Source organism: Pseudomonas sp. KH_050 (assembly GCF_057838875.1).
Map to the genome: position 1 here is coordinate 25,299 of NZ_CM174478.1, position 18,131 is coordinate 43,429.

Annotated in this window: 20 protein-coding genes; 11 read left to right on the top strand and 9 right to left on the bottom strand. The window is 59.9% G+C overall.

Features of this window, described 5'->3' with window-relative positions; all coding sequences use genetic code 11:
• Positions 1-27 precede the first annotated feature (27 nt).
• Entirely contained in the window at positions 28-534 is a 507-nt protein-coding gene (gene def, locus AC3IUA_RS00120; RefSeq protein ID WP_489358510.1) for a peptide deformylase, read from the bottom strand.
• A 146-nt stretch (positions 535-680) separates the two neighbouring features.
• On the opposite strand from def, the gene AC3IUA_RS00125 reads away from it, so the two are divergent.
• From AC3IUA_RS00125 to tsaC, 3 genes are all read left to right on the top strand, one after another.
• Positions 681-1,706: a LysM peptidoglycan-binding domain-containing protein gene (locus AC3IUA_RS00125; RefSeq protein WP_489358511.1), complete on the top strand. Its 1,026-nt coding sequence runs from the start codon at positions 681-683 to the stop codon at positions 1,704-1,706.
• Positions 1,707-1,795: 89 nt separating this feature from the next.
• Positions 1,796-2,902, top strand: coding sequence for a DNA-processing protein DprA (gene dprA, locus AC3IUA_RS00130; protein ID WP_489358512.1), 1,107 nt, complete (start codon positions 1,796-1,798; stop codon positions 2,900-2,902).
• A gap of 54 nt (positions 2,903-2,956) precedes the next feature.
• Positions 2,957-3,514, top strand: a complete 558-nt coding sequence (gene tsaC / locus AC3IUA_RS00135) for an L-threonylcarbamoyladenylate synthase type 1 TsaC (RefSeq protein ID WP_489358513.1) — start codon at positions 2,957-2,959, stop codon at positions 3,512-3,514.
• A gap of 159 nt (positions 3,515-3,673) precedes the next feature.
• On the opposite strand, the gene AC3IUA_RS00140 is transcribed toward tsaC, so the two are convergent.
• Positions 3,674-4,651 carry an NADPH:quinone reductase gene (locus AC3IUA_RS00140; RefSeq protein ID WP_489358514.1) on the bottom strand — a complete coding sequence of 326 codons (978 nt, stop codon included), beginning with the start codon at positions 4,649-4,651 and terminating at the stop codon, positions 3,674-3,676.
• A 167-nt stretch (positions 4,652-4,818) separates the two neighbouring features.
• Here AC3IUA_RS00140 and hemF point away from each other — a divergent pair, with 167 nt between their 5' ends.
• Positions 4,819-5,727, top strand: a complete 909-nt coding sequence (gene hemF / locus AC3IUA_RS00145) for an oxygen-dependent coproporphyrinogen oxidase (RefSeq protein ID WP_489358515.1) — start codon at positions 4,819-4,821, stop codon at positions 5,725-5,727.
• 95 nt (positions 5,728-5,822) lie between these two features.
• Positions 5,823-6,644 (top strand): shikimate dehydrogenase, encoded by an 822-nt coding sequence (gene aroE / locus AC3IUA_RS00150; protein ID WP_489358516.1) that lies wholly within the window; start codon positions 5,823-5,825, stop codon positions 6,642-6,644.
• Between the two features lie 114 nt (positions 6,645-6,758).
• Here aroE and AC3IUA_RS00155 read toward each other — a convergent pair whose 3' ends face one another.
• The 3 genes from AC3IUA_RS00155 to betC all read right to left on the bottom strand — a co-directional run bounded on the left by AC3IUA_RS00155 (position 6,759) and on the right by betC (position 10,898).
• A complete protein-coding gene (locus tag AC3IUA_RS00155) occupies positions 6,759-8,327 on the bottom strand; it encodes a SulP family inorganic anion transporter (RefSeq protein WP_489358517.1) in 1,569 nt (522 codons plus the stop codon).
• Positions 8,328-8,447: 120 nt separating this feature from the next.
• Positions 8,448-9,368, bottom strand: coding sequence for a choline ABC transporter substrate-binding protein (choX, locus tag AC3IUA_RS00160; protein ID WP_489358518.1), 921 nt, complete (start codon positions 9,366-9,368; stop codon positions 8,448-8,450).
• A 15-nt stretch (positions 9,369-9,383) separates the two neighbouring features.
• On the bottom strand, positions 9,384-10,898 hold the full coding sequence (betC, locus tag AC3IUA_RS00165; RefSeq protein ID WP_489358519.1) for a choline-sulfatase: 1,515 nt from the start codon (positions 10,896-10,898) through the stop codon (positions 9,384-9,386).
• Between the two features lie 114 nt (positions 10,899-11,012).
• Between betC and AC3IUA_RS00170 the strand changes: the two genes are divergently transcribed.
• A complete protein-coding gene (locus AC3IUA_RS00170; RefSeq protein ID WP_489358520.1) occupies positions 11,013-11,963 on the top strand; it encodes a choline sulfate utilization transcriptional regulator in 951 nt (316 codons plus the stop codon).
• Here the strand turns inward: AC3IUA_RS00170 and AC3IUA_RS00175 are convergent.
• On the bottom strand, positions 11,950-12,621 hold the full coding sequence (locus tag AC3IUA_RS00175; protein ID WP_489358521.1) for an NAD(P)-dependent oxidoreductase: 672 nt from the start codon (positions 12,619-12,621) through the stop codon (positions 11,950-11,952). The two genes, AC3IUA_RS00170 and AC3IUA_RS00175, sit on opposite strands and share 14 nt — an antisense overlap.
• A gap of 83 nt (positions 12,622-12,704) precedes the next feature.
• On the opposite strand from AC3IUA_RS00175, the gene AC3IUA_RS00180 reads away from it, so the two are divergent.
• Together AC3IUA_RS00180 and AC3IUA_RS00185 are read left to right on the top strand one after the other, a co-directional pair.
• Positions 12,705-13,031 carry a DOPA 4,5-dioxygenase family protein gene (locus tag AC3IUA_RS00180; RefSeq protein WP_489358522.1) on the top strand — a complete coding sequence of 109 codons (327 nt, stop codon included), beginning with the start codon at positions 12,705-12,707 and terminating at the stop codon, positions 13,029-13,031.
• A 486-nt stretch (positions 13,032-13,517) separates the two neighbouring features.
• Complete coding sequence (locus tag AC3IUA_RS00185) at positions 13,518-13,883, top strand: DUF6124 family protein (protein WP_489358523.1); 366 nt, start codon at positions 13,518-13,520, stop codon at positions 13,881-13,883.
• A gap of 127 nt (positions 13,884-14,010) precedes the next feature.
• Here AC3IUA_RS00185 and trpA read toward each other — a convergent pair whose 3' ends face one another.
• Together trpA and trpB are read right to left on the bottom strand one after the other, a co-directional pair.
• A complete protein-coding gene (gene trpA, locus AC3IUA_RS00190; RefSeq protein WP_489358524.1) occupies positions 14,011-14,823 on the bottom strand; it encodes a tryptophan synthase subunit alpha in 813 nt (270 codons plus the stop codon).
• Complete coding sequence (trpB, locus tag AC3IUA_RS00195) at positions 14,823-16,055, bottom strand: tryptophan synthase subunit beta (RefSeq protein WP_489358525.1); 1,233 nt, start codon at positions 16,053-16,055, stop codon at positions 14,823-14,825. The genes trpA and trpB overlap by 1 nt, the downstream gene beginning before the upstream one ends.
• Before the next feature lie 112 nt (positions 16,056-16,167).
• Between trpB and AC3IUA_RS00200 the strand changes: the two genes are divergently transcribed.
• A complete protein-coding gene (locus AC3IUA_RS00200; protein WP_489358526.1) occupies positions 16,168-17,061 on the top strand; it encodes a LysR family transcriptional regulator in 894 nt (297 codons plus the stop codon).
• Here the strand turns inward: AC3IUA_RS00200 and AC3IUA_RS00205 are convergent.
• Positions 17,058-17,384 carry an ElaB/YgaM/YqjD family protein gene (locus tag AC3IUA_RS00205; RefSeq protein WP_489358528.1) on the bottom strand — a complete coding sequence of 109 codons (327 nt, stop codon included), beginning with the start codon at positions 17,382-17,384 and terminating at the stop codon, positions 17,058-17,060. The two genes, AC3IUA_RS00200 and AC3IUA_RS00205, sit on opposite strands and share 4 nt — an antisense overlap.
• A 157-nt stretch (positions 17,385-17,541) precedes the next feature.
• Between AC3IUA_RS00205 and AC3IUA_RS00210 the strand changes: the two genes are divergently transcribed.
• Entirely contained in the window at positions 17,542-17,757 is a 216-nt protein-coding gene (locus tag AC3IUA_RS00210; protein WP_489358529.1) for a dodecin, read from the top strand.
• A gap of 127 nt (positions 17,758-17,884) precedes the next feature.
• Positions 17,885-18,109, top strand: coding sequence for a DUF1161 domain-containing protein (locus AC3IUA_RS00215; protein ID WP_489358530.1), 225 nt, complete (start codon positions 17,885-17,887; stop codon positions 18,107-18,109).
• Positions 18,110-18,131 lie beyond the last annotated feature (22 nt).

An 18,131-nucleotide genomic window follows, 5' to 3' on the forward strand; every position in this document is an offset into this window, starting at 1 on the left:
CTACAGCAAGCCTTTGGAAGAAGGGAATCAAGCGTGCTGGCGATGCAGTTTTTCCAGCTTCTTCTTGATCCGGTCACGTTTGAGCGTGGACAGGTAATCGACGAACAATTTGCCATTGAGGTGGTCGCATTCATGCTGAATGCACACCGCCAGCAGGCCCTCGGCGATTAGCTCATAAGGCTGGCCGTCACGGTCCAGCGCCTTGATTTTCACGCGCTGCGGCCGATCGACGTTTTCGTAGAAGCCCGGTACCGAGAGGCAGCCTTCCTGATACTGGCCCATCTCATCGGTCAGGACTTCAAACTCGGGGTTAATGAACACCCGTGGTTCGCTGCGGTCTTCAGAGAGGTCCATGACCACGATGCGTTTGTGCACGTCGACCTGGGTCGCAGCCAGGCCGATGCCAGGTGCTTCATACATTGTTTCAAACATGTCATCGACCAACTGACGCACTTCGTCGTCCACTACGGCCACAGGTTTGGCAATAGTGCGCAGGCGCGGGTCAGGGAATTCGAGGATGTCTAAAATGGCCATAAGCGTAATTGCTGCACGTGTGAGGTAAAGTCAGGGTCGGTTGCCGGACAAGTCAGGCTACCGTTGCAAAACGTTCTCCTGGAAGGGAGCGAGCCGCAGGGACTCTGGCGTTTCACGCGAACGTACATAATAAAGGGATTCACTGGATGAGGAAATCACTACTCGCCCTGCTGCTGTTGGCCTCGGTCGGTATTGCGCACGCGCAAGTGCAACTCAGGGACGGTTTTCCACAGCATTACACCGTGGTGGCGGGCGATACATTGTGGGACATTTCCGGGAAATTTCTCCGCGAACCCTGGAAGTGGCCGGAAATCTGGCAGGTCAACCCGCACATCGAAAACCCCAGTCTCATCTACCCGGGCGACTCGCTGTCGCTGGTCTACGTCAATGGTCAACCACGCCTGACCCTCAATCGCGGGGCCTCACGTGGCACCATCAAACTGTCGCCACGAATCCGCAGCACACCAGTGGCCGAGGCCATCCCGAGCATTCCGCTGCAAGCGATCAACAGTTTCTTGCTGAGTAACCGCATCGTCGACAAGGTCGAGGATTTCGACAAGGCGCCGTACATCGTCGCCGGCGATGCCGAGCGGGTGCTCAGTGGCACGGGTGACCGCATCTACGCTCGCGGTACATTCGCTGCGGACTCGTCGGTCTACGGCATCTTCCGTCAGGGCAAGGTCTACACCGACCCGCAGAGCAAGGAATTCCTCGGGATCAATGCCGATGATATCGGCGGCGGGGAAATCGTTGCCACCGAAGGTGATGTCGCCACGCTGGCCCTGCAACGCACCACTCAAGAGGTGCGGCTCGGCGACCGGTTGTTCAGCAGCGAAGAACGGGCGATCAACTCGACCTTCATGCCCAGTTCGCCACAAACCGAGATCAACGGCTTGATCATCGATGTGCCACGCGGGGTGACGCAGATCGGCGTGCTCGACGTGGTAACCCTGAATAAAGGCCGGCGTGATGGTCTGGCCGAAGGCAATGTGCTGGCAGTGATGAAAACCGGAGAAACGGTGCGTGACCGCGTAACCGGCAGCGAAGTGAAGATTCCTGATGAGCGCGCCGGGTTGCTGATGGTGTTCCGCACCTATGAAAAGCTCAGCTATGGCCTGGTGCTGAATGCATCGCGCTCTCTGGCGGTGCTGGACAAGGTTCGAAACCCCTAGAAAAAACGGAAACTCTCAACAAGTTACCAACAGACTTATCCACAGCTTATGCCTGCTTCGACAGGCCTTATAACGATCAAGGATGATCTATGTCGCTGTCTGCTATTGCCCAGGTTTCGCCTGCGGAACTGGAAGCCCGTTTGCGTTTGCATCGTCTGCCGGAACTCGGCCCCCGACGTTTTCAAAAGCTGCTCGAAGCCTTTGGCACAGCCTCGGCAGCCATCAGCGCGCCGGCCAGTGCCTGGCGCGCATTGGGCTTGCCGGCTGCGTGTGCAGAGGCCCGGCGCAGTGCCCAGATCCGTGATGGCGCCAGCCATGCATTGGCCTGGCTTGAGCGTCCGGGCCAGCATTTACTGATGCTGGACCAGCCCGGCTACCCCGCGCTGCTGGCGGAATTGGACGACGCCCCGCCGTTGTTATTCGTGGCGGGTGATCCGGGCATTCTGGAAAAACCTCAGCTGGCGATGGTCGGCAGCCGTCGGGCTTCGCGCCCTGGAATGGATACTGCAGCGGCGTTTTCCCGCAGCCTTGCCGGTGCTGGTTTTGTGATTACCAGCGGTTTGGCACTGGGGATCGACGGCGCCGCGCATCAGGCCGCCCTGGACATTGGCGGACAGACGGTCGGCGTGCTGGGCACCGGGCTGGAAAATTTTTATCCACAGCGCAATCGCCAGCTGGCCGAGTCGATGATTGCCCAGGGCAGTGCAGTGGTTTCCGAGTTTCCGCTGGACGCCGGGCCGCACCCCAGTAACTTCCCTCGGCGTAATCGAATCATCAGTGGTTTGTCCCTCGGTGTGCTGGTGGTCGAGGCCAGTGTGGCCAGCGGATCGTTGATCACCGCGCGGCTGGCAGCGGAGCAGGGCCGCGAGGTGTATGCCATTCCAGGTTCCATCCATCATCCCGGCGCCCGCGGTTGCCATCAGTTGATTCGCGATGGCGCGGTACTGGTCGAGACCATCGAACATATTCTCGAAGCCTTGCGCGGCTGGCAAAGGCTGCCGCCCGCCGCAGTGGCTGCGCCAGCGAAGGCCGATCATTCTTTGTTGCGCTTGTTGCATGCCGCGCCACAGACCAGTGAAGCCTTGGCTGGCGCCAGCGGCTGGGCCTTGCCCAAGGTCCTGGCGGCGCTGACGGAGCTGGAGATGGACGGTCGGGCCGTCTGCGAAAGCGGGCGCTGGTTTGCACGCATGAGTTAGGTTTTATAATGAACAGCGGTAAACTGGCCTTAGCCTTATTCCGGAGAGTCAGCAATGGTCAGTAGGTGGCGTGTGCAACAAGCCGCACGAGAAATTCGCGCAGGGGCGGTAATTGCCTATCCAACCGAAGCGGTCTGGGGCCTGGGTTGCGACCCATGGAACGAGGAAGCGGTGGATCGCCTGTTGGCGATCAAGTCACGGTCTGTGGATAAAGGTCTGATCCTCATCGCAGACAACATCCATCAATTCGATTTTCTCTTCGAAGACTTCCCGCAAAGCTGGATGGACCGCATGGTCAGTACCTGGCCCGGGCCCAATACCTGGCTGGTGCCGCACCAGGGCATGCTGCCAGAGTGGATCACCGGGGTTCATGACACCGTGGCCTTGCGGGTCAGTGATCACCCGCAAGTCCGCGAGTTATGTGCACTGATCGGCCCGTTGGTCTCGACCTCGGCCAACCCCCAGGGCCGACCGGCAGCGCGCACACGGATTCGCGTCGAGCAATATTTCCGCGGGCAGATCGATCTGGTACTGGGCGGCAATCTGGGCGGACGCAAGAACCCGAGCCTGATCCGCGATCTGGCGACCGGGAAAATCGTGCGCCCGGCTTGAGGTGAACCCTTGTGGCGAGGGGGCTTGCCCCCCGCTGGAGCGCGAAGCGGTCCTAAAACCGGCAACCGTGTTTTATCAGGTAAAACCCATCAGCCGGTTTACGACTGCTTCGCAGCCGAACGGGGGCAAGCCCCCTCGCCACCAAAAAGCTCTCCAGCCTTACGGCAACAAAATCGTCGACCCGGTCGTCCTCCGCGCCGATAACTCGGTCTGAGCCTTGGCCGCTTGCGCCAATGGATAACGCTGGTTGATATCCACCTTTATCTTGCCGCTAATGATCATCCCGAATAACTCATCGGCCATGCGTTGCAGGTTCTCGGCGTTGTTGGCGTAAGTCGCCAGAGTCGGCCGGGTCACGTACAACGAGCCCTTGGCCGACAGAATCCCCAGGTTCACCCCGTCCACCGCGCCCGAGGCGTTGCCGAAGCTCACCACCAGGCCGCGCGGTGCCGTGCTGTCCAGCGAGGTGAGCCAGGTGTCTTTGCCGACGCCGTCGTAGACCACCGGGCACTTCTTGCCGTCAGTCAATTCCAGCACCCGCTGAGCGACGTTTTCCTTGCTGTAATCAATGGTCTCCCACGCGCCAAGGGATTTGGCGAGAGCGGCCTTTTCAGGCGAGCTGACCGTACCAATCAGCTTCACCCCCAGTGCTTTGGCCCATTGGCAGGCAAGGGAGCCGACACCGCCAGCAGCGGCGTGGAACAAAATGGTTTCGCCACCCTTGAGCTCATAGGTCTGACGCAGCAGATACTGCACCGTCAGGCCTTTAAGCATCACGCCCGCCGCTTGTTCGAAGCTGATGGCGTCGGGCAGATGCACCAGATTGGCCGCCGGCAGCACATGCACATCACTGTAGGCGCCCAACGGACCGCTGCCATAGGCCACGCGGTCGCCGACCTTGAATTGAGTGACTTCACTGCCGACCGCCTCGACCACGCCGGCGCCTTCGGCACCCAGGCCCGAGGGCAAGGACGGCGGCGCATAGAGGCCGCTGCGAAAATAAGTGTCGATGAAGTTCAGGCCGATGGCCTTGTTACTGACGCGAACCTGTTGCGGACCCGGCGCTGCCGGTTGGTAATCGACATATTCAAGTACTTCGGGGCCGCCATGGGCACGGAACTGGATACGCTTGGCCATCTGCAATCTCCTTGGGGTCTTTTCGCGAAAGGTCCTATCGGACTCCTAAGCTTGACCTTCGTCAACTGCGATGGGGCTGGTTGCAGTGTTATGCTACGCGCCCATTTGCGCCGGCCTCACGCTCCGTTCGAAGTGCCGCGTAGCTTTGCCCGATTCAAGGTGATGCCATGACTACCCGCACCGAGGCCGTAAAAGCCTACCTGCTCGACCTGCAAGACCGCATCTGCACCGCTCTGGAAGCCGAAGACGGCAGCGCTCGCTTCGTCGAAGATGCCTGGACCCGGCCTGCCGGTGGTGGCGGTCGCACCCGGGTGATCGAGAACGCTCAGGTCATCGAAAAGGGCGGCGTCAACTTTTCCCACGTATTTGGTAGCGGTTTGCCACCATCTGCCAGCGCTCATCGCCCAGAATTGGCCGGTCGCGGTTTTGAAGCCCTCGGCGTGTCGCTGGTGATTCACCCGCACAACCCTCATGTGCCGACGTCCCACGCCAACGTGCGATTTTTCATCGCCGAGAAAGAAGGTGAAGAACCGGTCTGGTGGTTCGGCGGCGGCTTCGACCTGACCCCCTACTACGGCGTCGAAGAAGACTGCGTACACTGGCATCGGGTCGCCGAAAAAGCCTGTGCGCCATTCGGGCCGGACGTTTACCCGCGCTACAAAGCCTGGTGCGACAGCTATTTCTACATCAAGCATCGCAACGAGCCGCGGGGTATTGGCGGCCTGTTCTTCGATGACCTGAACGAGTGGGACTTCGACACCAGCTTTGCGTTCATTCGCGCTATCGGTGATGCCTATATCGAGGCCTACCTGCCGATCGTCCAGCGTCGCAAAGCGGATGCGTACACCGAGAAACAACGGGAATTCCAGGAGTTTCGCCGGGGTCGCTATGTTGAGTTCAACCTGGTTTATGACCGTGGCACACTATTCGGCCTGCAATCAGGCGGGCGTACCGAATCGATTCTGATGTCGCTGCCGCCGCAAGTGCGCTGGAGCTACGACTGGAAAGCCGAGCCGGGCAGCGAAGAAGCGCGGTTGACCGAATACTTTCTGCAAGATCGCGATTGGTTGGCTTAATCCCTGTAGGAGCCTGCGATCTGTTCAAGGAGTTGTGCCAATTCAGATCAACAGATCGCAGCCTTCGGCAGCTCCTGCATGAATGAGGAATGTTGATGGACCGTTACGTCGTATTCGGTAACCCGATCAGCCACAGTAAATCGCCGCTGATCCATCGCCTGTTTGCCGAGCAGACCGCTCAAAAACTGGATTACAGCACCTTGCTGGCGCCGCTCGACGATTTTTCCGGCTGCGCCAGGGCATTTTTTCTCGAGGGCCGTGGCGCCAACGTCACGGTACCCTTCAAGGAAGACGCCTATCGCCTCGCCGACAGCCTGACGGCCCGGGCGAAGCGGGCCGGGGCGGTCAACACCTTGAGCAAACTCGCGGATGGCAGCCTGCTGGGGGATAACACCGATGGCGCCGGGCTGGTGCGGGATCTGACGGTCAATGCCGGGTTCAGCCTCAAGGGCAAACGCATTCTGCTGCTGGGTGCCGGCGGCGCGGTGCGCGGTGCGCTGGAGCCATTACTGGCCGAGCAACCGTCGTCGGTGATCATCGCCAACCGTACGTTGGAAAAGGCTGAGTTGCTGGCTGAGCTGTTTGACGATCTAGGTCCGGTGTCCGCCAGCAGCTTCGACTGGCTGCAAGAGCCGGTGGATCTGATCATCAATGCGACGTCGGCAAGCCTGACAGGCGATGTACCGCCGATTGCCAGCAGCCTGATCGAACCGGGCAAGACCCTGTGCTACGACATGATGTACAGCAAGGAACCGACCGCCTTCTGCCGCTGGGCCAGTGAACACGGCGCCTCGGTGGCAATGGACGGTCTGGGGATGCTCGCGGAACAGGCCGCCGAAGCCTTTTACCTGTGGCGCGGCGTGCGGCCGGATACTGCGCCGGTGCTGGCGGAATTGCGTAGACAGCTGGCGTTGTAATACGAGCTGGCCGCAAAAAGATCGCAGCCTGCGGCAGCTCCTACGGAATTTGTGTCGTAAATGCGGTCGGTGTAGGAGCTGCCGCAGGCTGCGATCTTTTCGGCCGCGCCTCGGTTAATCTTCAAACCGAATCGGGCACTTCTGCGCCCCTTCGAGCTTCCTCAACTCTTCCACCACCTGCGGCCGTGCCCGGCGCAGCGTCAGGCTGCGATTCTGCTGCAACAGCCGCCGCGCTTCCTGATGGAGCATTTCCACTCCGGAATAGTCGATGAAGTTGATCTGCTGCGCATCGATCACTACCCGTTCACCGTGCATGCGTTGCAAACGCACTTGCAGGTAATGGCTGGCGCCGAAGAAGATCGAGCCGCCGACCCGCAGAATGTCTTCATCACCGTCGCGCCACTGGTGTACTCGCGGTTGTGAGGTGCGTTTGAGGTAGAAGAACAGCGATGCGAGCACCCCGGCGTAGATCGCCGTTTGTAGTTCCAGCAGCAGGGTGGCGACGCAAGTCAGCGCCATGACCGCGAACTCGGAGCGGCTGACCCGGAACAACGACCGGATACCGCGATGGTCAACCAGCCCCCAACAGATCAGCAGAATACTGCCAGCCATCGCCGGGATCGGGATGTGGGCGATCAGCTTCGCGCCGGTCACGGCAAATAGCGCCACCCATAGTGCCGAAAAAACCCCGGTCAACGGCGAGCAGGCCCCGGCTTCATAGCTGAGACCAGAGCGGGTAAAAGAGCCGGCCGACAATGAGCCCGAGAAAAAACTGCCGACAGTATTCGACAGCCCTTGGGCGCGAATTTCCTGGTTAGCGTCGAGTAGTTGCTGCGAACGTGCCGATAACGAGCGGGCAATCGACAGGCTGGTGACCAGCCCGAGCATCCCCACCGCTACCGCGCTGGGCAGCAGGCGCAGCACCAGTTCCAGATCCAGTGGCAGCGGGCTGAAGGGTGGCAGCTTGCCAATGAATGAACTGACCAGCTTCACATGGCCGAACATCGTCGGCCACAGCCAGACCAGCAGGCCGCTCAGCGTCAAGGTAATCAACAAGGTTGGCCAGCGTGGCAGCAGGAGTTTGAGAATGATGCCGAGCACCAGAGTGCCAAGACCCAAGGCCAGCGAAGGTTTATCCAGCGCGCCGATATGGTTGATCAGCGATAGCAAACTGTTCAGGGCGGTCGCCTGGCTCGGCAGATCCAGCCCCAGCAGATTGGGCAATTGCCCAAGGGCGATCACCACCGCGGCGCCAAGGGTGAAGCCCAGCACCACTGAGTGAGAGACGAAATTCACCAGCGCGCCGAAGCGCAGCATGCCCAACAACCACTGGAAAACCCCGGCGAGGAAGGTCAAAAGCAGGATCAGCGTGATGTAGTCCTGGGAGCCGGGCACGGCCAACGGGCTGACGCTGGCATACAGCACAATCGAAATCGCCGCTGTCGGGCCACAGATCAGGTGCCAGGATGAGCCCCAAAGGCAGGCAATCAGCACTGGAACAATCGCCGCATACAAACCGTACTCGGGCGGCAGGCCGGCAATCAGCGCGTAGGCGATGGACTGCGGCAACGCCAGAATCGCCCCGCTCAAGCCGACGATCAGATCGCGGCCGACGCTGGCGCGGGTTTGCCGGGGCAGCCAGCTCAGGAAGGGGAAGAGTTTATGGCGATTGGGCCAGGCCATGGGTCCTCTCGGTCGGGATGTGGGAAAAGCGTAAGGGTGGGGTTTCAGGGGGATGGGTGCAAGGTTGAGTTCTCGAGACTGTGGCGTGTCTTTTACATCCACCCCTCACAAAGACTCACCTCAAAGCTTCGCCTTCACCGCCGCCAAAGCATCCTTGCCATCCACCGTCTTCACCCCATCCAGCCACCTGTCCAGCACCGCCGGGTTGGCTTTGATCCAGGCTTTGGCGGCGTCGGCGTTGCTGACTTTCTTGTTAACCACCTCGGCCATGATGCTGTTTTCCATGTCCTGGGTGAAACTCAGGTTGGTCAGCAGCTTGCCGATGTTCGGGCAGGCCTGTGCATAACCTTTGCGGGTCAGGGTATAGACGCTGCCGGTGTCGCCGAAATATTTCTCGCCGCCTTTCAGATAGTGCATTTTCAATTGCACGTTCATGGGGTGTGGAGTCCAGCCGAGGAAGGTCACGAACTTCTGTTTCTTCACCGCCCGGGACACTTCAGCCAGCATCGCCTGTTCGCTGGACTCGATCAGTTTCCACTGGCCCAGTTCGAAGTCGTTTTTCTTGATGATGTTCTGCAACGAGATGTTTGCCGGCGCGCCAGAGCCGATGCCAAAGATCTTTTTATCGAACTTGTCAGCGTATTTGTTCAAGTCGGAAAAGTTACGCACACCCGCGTCCCAGACATAGTCCGGCACCGCCAGAGTGAATTCGGTGCCGTCGAGGTTCTTCGCCAGTTGGGTGACATCACCGTTGGCCACGAACTTGTCATAGAAGCCCTGCTGTGCCGGCATCCAGTTGCCAAGGAAGACATCCACCTGGCCGTCCTTGAGCCCGCCAAAGGTAATCGGCACCGCCAAGGTATCGATCTTGGCCTTGTAACCCATGCCGTCCAACAGAAAACCGGTGACGGCATTGGTCGCGGCAATGTCGCTCCAGCCCGGGTCCGCCATTTTCACGGTGTTGCAGCTTTGCTCGGCATAGGCCGACACGCTGCTCAGCGCCAATAGCCCTGCGGTCAGTGCTGTGGATAACCTTTGCATGTTCTTCCCCTTACATTATTGGTTTTGGCAGGGTTGTGGATAACGTGCTTTGCGCTCCAGATCGTCGAGGTCGATGTGGTTACGCATGTACTGCTGACTGGCGTCGACCAGCGGCTGGTGATCCCAGCTCTTCAGCTTGCCGATGGTCAGCGACTCGGCGACAAAGCGCCGACGCCGCTGGCTGGCGAGCACCTGTTGGTGGATTGCCGGGATATCCCATTTCGCCCGGGCTTCGGCCAGGAAGTCATCGAACAGCCGCCGATGCTGCGGCGAGTGGCTGAGTTCTTCCTGTTCACGCGGGTCGTTATGTACGTCGAAGAGCAGGCACGGATCGTCTTCGCTATAGATGAATTTGTAGTTGCCACGGCGAATCATCATCAGCGGGCTGATGGTGCCTTCGGCCATGTATTCGCCAAAGACTTCGTCGTGACCGCCCTGCCCTTGCAGGTGCGGGACCAGCGAGCGACCGTCCAGGGGCAAGCCCGGTTCGAGTTTGCCGCCGGCCAGTTCCACGAAGGTTGGCAACAGGTCCGCGGTGGAGACTGCGGCGCTGACACGGCCTGCGCCGAACTGCCCTGGCGCGCTGATCAGCAGCGGCACGCGGGCGGCCATTTCGAACCAGTGCATTTTGTACCAGAGCCCGCGTTCGCCGAGCATGTCGCCGTGGTCGCCGGAGAAGACAATAATGGTGTCGTCGATCAGCCCGGTATCCTCGAGTGTTTGCAGGAGTTTGCCGACGTTACTGTCAATATAGCTACAGGCGCCGAAGTAGGCGCGGCGCGCATCGCGGATTTTATCCACAGGCAGCGGCTTGCCCCACAAGTCGTAGACCTTGAGTAACCGCTGGGAATGCGGATCGAGCCCGGTCTGTGCGGGTGTTTCCGGCAGCGGGATATCTTCGTCGCGGTACAGGTCCCAGAACGCTTTGGGAATGGTGTACGGGTCGTGGGGGTGGGTCATCGACACCGTCAGGCAGAACGGCTGATCGCCCTCTTCGCGGATGTGGTCGAACAGGTACTGCCGGGCCTTGAACACCACCTCTTCATCGAAATCCAGCTGGTTGGTGCGCACACACGGCCCGGCCTGCAACACCGAGGACATGTTGTGGTACCAGGTTGGGCGCACGTCCGGCTCGTCCCAGTTCACCGACCAGCCGTAATCGGCCGGATAGATGTCGCTGGTCAGGCGTTCTTCATAACCGTGCAACTGATCCGGGCCGCAAAAGTGCATCTTGCCCGACAGTGCCGTGCGGTAGCCGAGACGGCGCAGGTAGTGGGCATAAGTCGGTACGTCGGCGGGAAAATCGGCGGCGTTGTCGTAGGCGCCGATCTTGCTGGGTAACTGCCCACTGACCAGGGTAAAGCGCGAAGGTGCACAGAGCGGGCTGTTGCAGTAGGCGGCATCGAACACCACGCCTTGGGCAGCCAGGCGGCTCAGGTTGGGCAATTTGATGGGCGATGGACCGTAGAAAGGCAACATTGGCGCGGCCATTTGATCGGCCATGATAAAAAGAATGTTCTTGCGCTTCATGGGATCGCGGCATTCCATAGTGAATATTTATGCGAAAGTGCTGTGATCGAGAATGGAGCCCACGAAGCGGGTGGTAAAGCCCATGCACGGCAATGACTAGGATAAGCACAGCTTATGTATGACGCTCTTGGTGATTTATCCCTGGACCTGTTCCGCGCCTTCGAAGCCGCCGGCCGCCACCGCAGCTTTACTGCGGCGGCGGTGGAACTCGGGACCACCCAGCCGGCCGTCAGCCAGCAGATCAAACGGCTCGAGGAGCAGCTTGGCACGCGCTTGTTCGACCGGATTTATCGCGGTATCGAACTGACCGAAGCCGGGATGATTCTGTTCGAACAGGTGCAGGCTGGATTGCAGAGCATGGATGCCGGGTTGATCGCGATCAGCACTCAGCATCAGCATGAGGTGTTACAGGTCGCCACCGACTTCGCCTTTGCGGCTTACTGGCTGATGCCGCGCCTGCACCGCTTTCACGCAGCGAACCCACAGGTCGATGTCAGCCTGGTCACCAGCGAGCGCAACCACAACATGCTGCGCCCCGATATCGACGTTGCCGTGTGGTTCGGTGATGGCCGCTTCAAACAGGGTGAAAGCCACTGGCTGTTCAGCGAAGAAGTGTTCCCGGTGTGCAGCCCGCAACTGTTGAAGGATCGTCCGACGCCCTTGCCGGCTCATTCGCTGCTGGAGTTTCCCTTGCTGCACTTGCGCGGAGAAAACAGCAGCCACTGGTTCGACTGGACGGGAGTATTTCGCCAGCTGGGCATTGCTTCCGCGCCCGCTCCGGGGCCCTTGCGCTTCGACAACTACACGCTGTTGATTCAAGCGGCGATTGCCGGCCAGGGCGTGGCCATCGGCTGGCGGCACCTTGTGGATAACTTGTTGGAGCAGGGCTGGCTCTGTCGGCCGATCGCCGAAACGGCGATCTCCAGCTTCGGCTATTACGTCGTCTTGCCCCAGCGCAAACGCCGCGGACCGCTGATCCAGCAATTCGTCGACTGGCTGATGGCCGAGCAGGCCAGCAGTGCTGAATCGCTGACGGGGGTCCCTCTACCCTCTATTGCGGTGTAGGGTCCGTCGCGACGAAGGTCACGTGTTGGCCGATGTGCAGGTTCAGCCGCAGTTCGTCGGCAATCCCGATCGCGACGCGATTGAGCCGCTCAAGCACCTCGGCCAGACCCGGCTCAAGGCTACTGCTGACCTGGCTGAAATGTTCGATGGTCAGCCCGGCAATGCTCTGCGGCGCGTTGACCAGGGTCCAGTGCAAGGTGCTGGTTTGCAGGGCGTCGAGGATTTCTTCGGCGGCGTGAAGTTGCAGACGGTCCTCCACCTCGGGGTCATCGAGCACGGAAAAGTCGCCCACTAGAAACAGCCTGTGGATACCCATCGCCTGCATGCCGGCAATCAACGCGTCAACGGCACGGACTTGCTCGACCGGCCCGGGCACCAGGGCTTTTTCCACATGCTCATGGTTCATCGGCAGCCCCGGCGCATCCAGCAGGCAGATCACCGCGGAGCAGCCGGCAACGCTTTGCTTGACCCGTTCGGCATCGAACAGGTTTCCGCTTTTGGTGCGCAAACCCGGACGCGGCGCCAGTGCCGTCAGGTCATCGAGAATCGCGATGACTTCATGTTGGCGCCGCAGCATCTCAGCCATCAGCGCACTGCCAAGGCTACTCATGGCACCATAGAGCACCAGTTTGACCACCGGCGTTTCGGCGTTTTTCATGGCTGGATTTCCTTATTTACTGCATGTATTAATTTTGACCTATAGGTAGCCGGAAGGGTTCGACATAGTCGCGAGGGTTTCAGATGCAACGGATCAAGGGCTACCACGCCCACGTCTATTTCGACGCCAGCACCATCGACCAGGCCCGGGCCTTGTGCGAACAGGCGGCTCACTTGTTCCCGCTGAAGATGGGACGTGTGCATGAACGGCCAGTGGGCCCGCATCCGGACTGGAGCTGCCAGCTGGCCTTCGAGCCCGAACAGTTCGGCGTCGTCGTGCCGTGGCTGGCGCTCAATCGCAAAGGCCTGGTGGTGTTTGTGCACCCCGATACCGGGGATGATCTGGTCGACCATACCGAGCATGCGATCTGGATGGGCGCGGTGAGGCCGTTGGATGTGTCGATTTTTTGAGGCACATCCTCCGTAGCAGCTGCCGAAGGCTGCGTTGGGCCGCGCAGCGGTCGTAAAACTTTCTACCGCGCATTGCCTTAGGAGTCGTATTAGCCCCCATTTGCGAGGGCTTCGCCCTCGAACGCAGCCTTCGGCAGCTGCTACGGGTGGGTGGTTTGCTCTCGGAAATTTCCTTCAACTTGTAGCGGCATCGGTGAACTTGTTGAGCCTTGGGTCGGGCACTAATCTGCGTTCGTCACCGCAAAATCGGTGACACGGACGTGCAAGTCCGGGTAAAACAACAACTTAGCAAAAGCCTTTAGCTATTCAACGGGCGTTTTTTTATGCTCGCTGTTTTATGCTTTATGGCGGCTGTGTGCGGGAGACCTTTGGGTCTGCCGGGGTTTTTGGGTTTGTTTACCTGGTCTTGCACCCCGCACATGGCTGCCACCTTCAATCGCGTGCAAGCGAGTTGGGTCAGCCTCCAAAAACAAACGAGGTTAGATCATGTTCAAACCAACACCCAATCCCCCCGCAACCTCTGAAATTTCCCCTTACGACGCCCTCGACCCAACCAGGCTCAATGAAGCCGCCGAACGCGCCCTTGATCATCACCTGGGCCCTAAACCCGACACCCCGCGCTTCGCCGACTCCCGCCCAAGCGCCCTCTTCAGCGTTTCCCCCGACGCCAGCAACGAAACCCTGCTGGCCAACGCCTACGAGACCTTGACCTCGGCCAGTGTCATGGCCAGTGATCTGGCTTTTGACCTCGAAGGTTCGCGCCGCCATGTGGCGTTGGCGATCCAGCAGATGGTCGAGTTGGGTCAGTTGCTGGTGAACCGGGCGCTGGACCTGGAAAACCCGGTGCACTGACGGGCGGGGTTTGTCTGGGTGACCGCGTTATCGTTCATCGCGAGCCCGACTAACGCAAAAATCGAAACGAAAAAAAAAGGGGTTCAGACACTCGGTCCAAACCCCTTTTTTATACAGCGCCGCTTACTTAGCCAACGCGAGCACCACGCACCCCTTCAGCCAGCGCCGCGCACAAGCTCAGCACGCCATCCACGGCCTGCTCGGACGTTGTGGCATTGGCGATATGGTCGATCAGCGCCGAACCCACCACCACACCGTCGGCCAGGCGAGCGATGGCCGCCGCTTGCTCCGGAGTGCGGATGCCGAAACCAATGCTGATCGGCAGGTCGGTATGACGACGCAACCGTGCAACGGCTTCTTCGACGTGTTCCAGGGTCGCCGCACCGGCACCGGTCACACCGGCTACCGACACGTAGTAGACGAAACCCGAGCTGCCGTTGAGGACGGTTGGCAGACGCGCATCATCGGTGGTCGGCGTGGTCAGGCGGATGAAGTCCAGGCCCGCGGCCTGGGCCGGGTCGCAAAGTTCGCTGTTATGTTCCGGCGGCAGGTCGACCACGATCAGGCCATCGACGCCTGCTTCTTTGGCTTCAGCGATGAAGCGCGGTACGCCGTAATGGTGGATCGGGTTGAAGTAGCCCATCAGCACCAGCGGAGTGTCGCTATTGCCGGCGCGGAACTCGCGAACCATTTGCAGGGTTTTTGCCAGGTTCTGCTTGGCACCCAGGGCGCGGATGTTGGCCAGCTGAATCGCCGGGCCATCGGCCATCGGGTCGGTGAAGGGCATGCCCAGCTCGATCACATCGGCGCCAGCTGCCGGCAAACCTTTGAGGATCGCCAGCGAGGTGTCATAGCTCGGGTCGCCGGCAGTGACGAAGGTCACCAGGGCGGCGCGGTTCTGTTCTTTGAGTTCGGCAAAACGCGTTTGCAGGCGGCTCATCAGTGTTTCTCCTGCTGGGACTGTTCCATGTGGTGCATCACGGTTTGCATGTCTTTGTCGCCACGACCGGACAGGTTGACCACCATCAGGTGATCTTTGGGCAGGGTCGGCGCGCGTTTGAACACTTCGGCCAGGGCGTGGGCACTTTCCAGCGCCGGGATGATGCCTTCCAGGCGGCAGCATTTGTGGAATGCATCGAGCGCTTCGTGGTCGGTGACCGAGGTGTATTCGACGCGACCGATGTCATGCAACCAGGCGTGCTCAGGGCCGATGCCAGGGTAGTCGAGGCCGGCGGAAATCGAGTGGGCGTCGATGATCTGGCCGTCGTCGTCCTGCAGCAGGAAGGTCCGGTTGCCGTGCAGCACGCCCGGCTCGCCGCCATTGAGGCTGGCGGCGTGTTTGCCGGTTTCGATGCCGTGACCGGCGGCTTCAACGCCGATGATCTGCACGCTGGTGTCATCGAGGAATGGGTGGAACAAGCCCATGGCGTTGGAACCGCCACCGATGCACGCCACCAGGCTGTCCGGCAGACGGCCTTCCTGAGCTTGCAGTTGGTCGCGGGTTTCCTTGCCGATCACCGCCTGGAAGTCGCGAACCATAGCAGGATAAGGGTGTGGACCGGCCACAGTGCCAATCAGGTAGAAAGTGCTGTCAACGTTTGTCACCCAGTCACGCAGGGCTTCGTTCATCGCGTCTTTCAGGGTGCCGGTGCCGGCGACTACTGGAATCACTTCAGCGCCCAGCAGTTTCATGCGGAATACGTTGGCTTGCTGGCGCTCGATGTCGGTGGTGCCCATGTAGATCACGCAATCAAGGCCGAAACGCGCAGCCACGGTGGCAGTCGCCACGCCGTGCATGCCGGCGCCAGTCTCGGCGATGATGCGTTTCTTGCCCATGCGCCGCGCCAGCAGGATCTGGCCGATGCAGTTGTTGATCTTGTGCGCGCCGGTGTGGTTCAGCTCTTCACGCTTGAGGTAGATCTTCGCGCCGCCGCAGAACTCGGTCAGACGCTCGGCGTAATACAGCGGGCTTGGACGACCGACATAGTCGCGCTGGAAGTAGGCCAATTCCTTGAGAAAGGCCGGATCTTCCTTGGCCGCTTCGTATTCACGGGCCAGGTCGAGGATCAACGGCATCAGGGTTTCGGCTACGTAACGGCCGCCGAACGCGCCAAACAGACCGTTGGCATCGGGGCCGTTGCGCAGATTGGATGGGGTCGTAGTCTGGGTCATGGGGCGCTCCAGCTGAATTCATGGAAAGGCAATGGCGTTCACTCTACCCCTGACGTACGCGCCTGAAAACCGATAAGATCGCCATAACCTGTCAGGAAAACTCACAGATCAAATGAGCCATGACCTCCCCCCGCTGAATGCATTGCGCGCCTTCGAAGCCACGGCCCGGCTGAACAGTGTTAGCCAGGCGGCTGAACAACTGCATGTGACCCATGGTGCGGTTAGCCGGCAGTTGAAAGTGCTGGAAGAACACCTGGGCGTGAGCCTTTTCATCAAGGACGGGCGCGGCCTTAAACTCACAGATTCCGGCATACGACTACGTGATGCCAGTACTGAAGCCTTCGAGCGATTGCGCACAGTGTGCGCCGAACTGACGCAAAGCACGGCTGACGCACCGTTCGTGCTCGGCTGTTCAGGCAGCTTGCTGGCGCGCTGGTTTATCCCGCGCTTGGGGCGCTTGAATGCCGATTTGCCGGACCTGCGCCTGCACCTGTCGGCCGGTGAGGGCGATCTTGATCCTCGGCGACCGGGGCTGGACGCCTTGCTGGTGTTCGCCGAGCCACCGTGGCCGGCGGACATGCAGGTGTATGAACTGGCCAGCGAGCGCATCGGCCCGGTCATGAGCCCGCGTTTCGCCGGTTATGAGCGGTTGCGCGAGGCACCGGCCGAGGCGTTGTTGAGCGAGGCGTTATTGCACACCACTTCCCGTCCGCAGGCTTGGCCCAGCTGGGCACGGCAAAGCGCCATCTCTGCCGGCGCATTGAAGTACGGTCAGGGTTTCGAGCATTTGTATTATTTGCTGGAAGCCGCGGTGGCCGGGCTTGGGGTGGCCATTGCCCCTGAACCGCTGGTGACTGAGGACTTGCGCGCCGGTCGCCTGGTTGCGCCTTGGGGTTTTTGTGAAACCCCGGCGCAACTGGCGTTGTGGCTACCCAAGCGCGCCGCGGACGGGCGCGCTCGGCAGTTGGCGCAGTGGCTCAAACATGAGCTGCGCCAAACGAGTTAATCCCCGCGTTTGAACAGCAGATAAGCCGCCAACAATCCCAGGGCACCGACCGCGACACCGGCGGTGGTCCAAGGGTGTTCCTGGGCGTAATCGCGAGTGGCAATCCCGGTTTCACGGGTTTTGACTTTGACATCCTCATAAGCATCGCTGAGCAGATGGCGCGAGTGTCTCAGCGCGTTTTCGGCGTTGCTTTTCAGCGCTTTGAGGGTTCTACGCGACTCGTCCGAGGTGTCATCTTTAAGGCTTTCCAGCGACTTGAGCAGACTCTCGATCTCGGCTTCCATGCTTTGCAATGAGGCTTTACGTAAAGAAGTGGTGGCCATGGCTGGCTCTCCTGCATTGATGATGAGTGACGTGTGAAGGTTGGGACTCCAGGGGTTCGGGAAAGTGCAGTAAATCTGAACCTTCCCGAGGCAATAACCGACAGAAGTAATACGAAAAATCGCTGCTAGGCTGTATTCACACCCTAAGGAGAACGCCATGACTGACCATCACACCTACAAGAAAGTCGAGCTGGTTGGCTCTTCCCCCACCAGCATCGAAGACGCCATCAACAACGCGCTGGCCGAGGCCAGCAAAAGCCTGAAGTATCTGGAATGGTTCGAGGTGACGGAGACTCGCGGACATATCAAGGACGGCAAGGCCGCGCATTTTCAGGTAACACTCAAAGTCGGGTTCCGGATTGCCAGTAGCTGAGATTCAACTAGGCTTTTGAACTTGTGCGCTGGCTGATTGCCATAGGGAATGGCAAAGCGCCGCAGTCTTGGGCGCGTCCGCGAAAAACGTCGACGCCCCGTTTTGATTCGACCAGGGGAAGCGAGCGATGAAAAAATTCATATTGGCGGTGGGTTTGTTGAGCATTGCGGGAACAGCCCTTGCAGCCAGCAAGCCGTGCGAAGAGTTGAAAGCAGAGATTGCAGCGAAGCTCGATGCCAAAGGCATCGCGAACTACTCGCTGGAAATCGTCGATAAAGGCACACAAGCTGGCGGTAAAGTGGTCGGCACCTGTGATCAGGGTTCCAAGGTCATTGTCTACACGCAAGGTTAATCTTGCCGGGACAAAAAAACCG

Coding starts and splice junctions, on each gene's coding strand:
- def (WP_489358510.1), bottom strand. CDS start 534: ATGGCCATTTTAGACATCCTCGAATTCCCTGACCCGCGCCTGCGCACT.
- AC3IUA_RS00125 (WP_489358511.1), top strand. CDS start 681: ATGAGGAAATCACTACTCGCCCTGCTGCTGTTGGCCTCGGTCGGTATT.
- dprA (WP_489358512.1), top strand. CDS start 1,796: ATGTCGCTGTCTGCTATTGCCCAGGTTTCGCCTGCGGAACTGGAAGCC.
- tsaC (WP_489358513.1), top strand. CDS start 2,957: ATGGTCAGTAGGTGGCGTGTGCAACAAGCCGCACGAGAAATTCGCGCA.
- AC3IUA_RS00140 (WP_489358514.1), bottom strand. CDS start 4,651: ATGGCCAAGCGTATCCAGTTCCGTGCCCATGGCGGCCCCGAAGTACTT.
- hemF (WP_489358515.1), top strand. CDS start 4,819: ATGACTACCCGCACCGAGGCCGTAAAAGCCTACCTGCTCGACCTGCAA.
- aroE (WP_489358516.1), top strand. CDS start 5,823: ATGGACCGTTACGTCGTATTCGGTAACCCGATCAGCCACAGTAAATCG.
- AC3IUA_RS00155 (WP_489358517.1), bottom strand. CDS start 8,327: ATGGCCTGGCCCAATCGCCATAAACTCTTCCCCTTCCTGAGCTGGCTG.
- choX (WP_489358518.1), bottom strand. CDS start 9,368: ATGCAAAGGTTATCCACAGCACTGACCGCAGGGCTATTGGCGCTGAGC.
- betC (WP_489358519.1), bottom strand. CDS start 10,898: ATGAAGCGCAAGAACATTCTTTTTATCATGGCCGATCAAATGGCCGCG.
- AC3IUA_RS00170 (WP_489358520.1), top strand. CDS start 11,013: ATGTATGACGCTCTTGGTGATTTATCCCTGGACCTGTTCCGCGCCTTC.
- AC3IUA_RS00175 (WP_489358521.1), bottom strand. CDS start 12,621: ATGAAAAACGCCGAAACGCCGGTGGTCAAACTGGTGCTCTATGGTGCC.
- AC3IUA_RS00180 (WP_489358522.1), top strand. CDS start 12,705: ATGCAACGGATCAAGGGCTACCACGCCCACGTCTATTTCGACGCCAGC.
- AC3IUA_RS00185 (WP_489358523.1), top strand. CDS start 13,518: ATGTTCAAACCAACACCCAATCCCCCCGCAACCTCTGAAATTTCCCCT.
- trpA (WP_489358524.1), bottom strand. CDS start 14,823: ATGAGCCGCCTGCAAACGCGTTTTGCCGAACTCAAAGAACAGAACCGC.
- trpB (WP_489358525.1), bottom strand. CDS start 16,055: ATGACCCAGACTACGACCCCATCCAATCTGCGCAACGGCCCCGATGCC.
- AC3IUA_RS00200 (WP_489358526.1), top strand. CDS start 16,168: ATGAGCCATGACCTCCCCCCGCTGAATGCATTGCGCGCCTTCGAAGCC.
- AC3IUA_RS00205 (WP_489358528.1), bottom strand. CDS start 17,384: ATGGCCACCACTTCTTTACGTAAAGCCTCATTGCAAAGCATGGAAGCC.
- AC3IUA_RS00210 (WP_489358529.1), top strand. CDS start 17,542: ATGACTGACCATCACACCTACAAGAAAGTCGAGCTGGTTGGCTCTTCC.
- AC3IUA_RS00215 (WP_489358530.1), top strand. CDS start 17,885: ATGAAAAAATTCATATTGGCGGTGGGTTTGTTGAGCATTGCGGGAACA.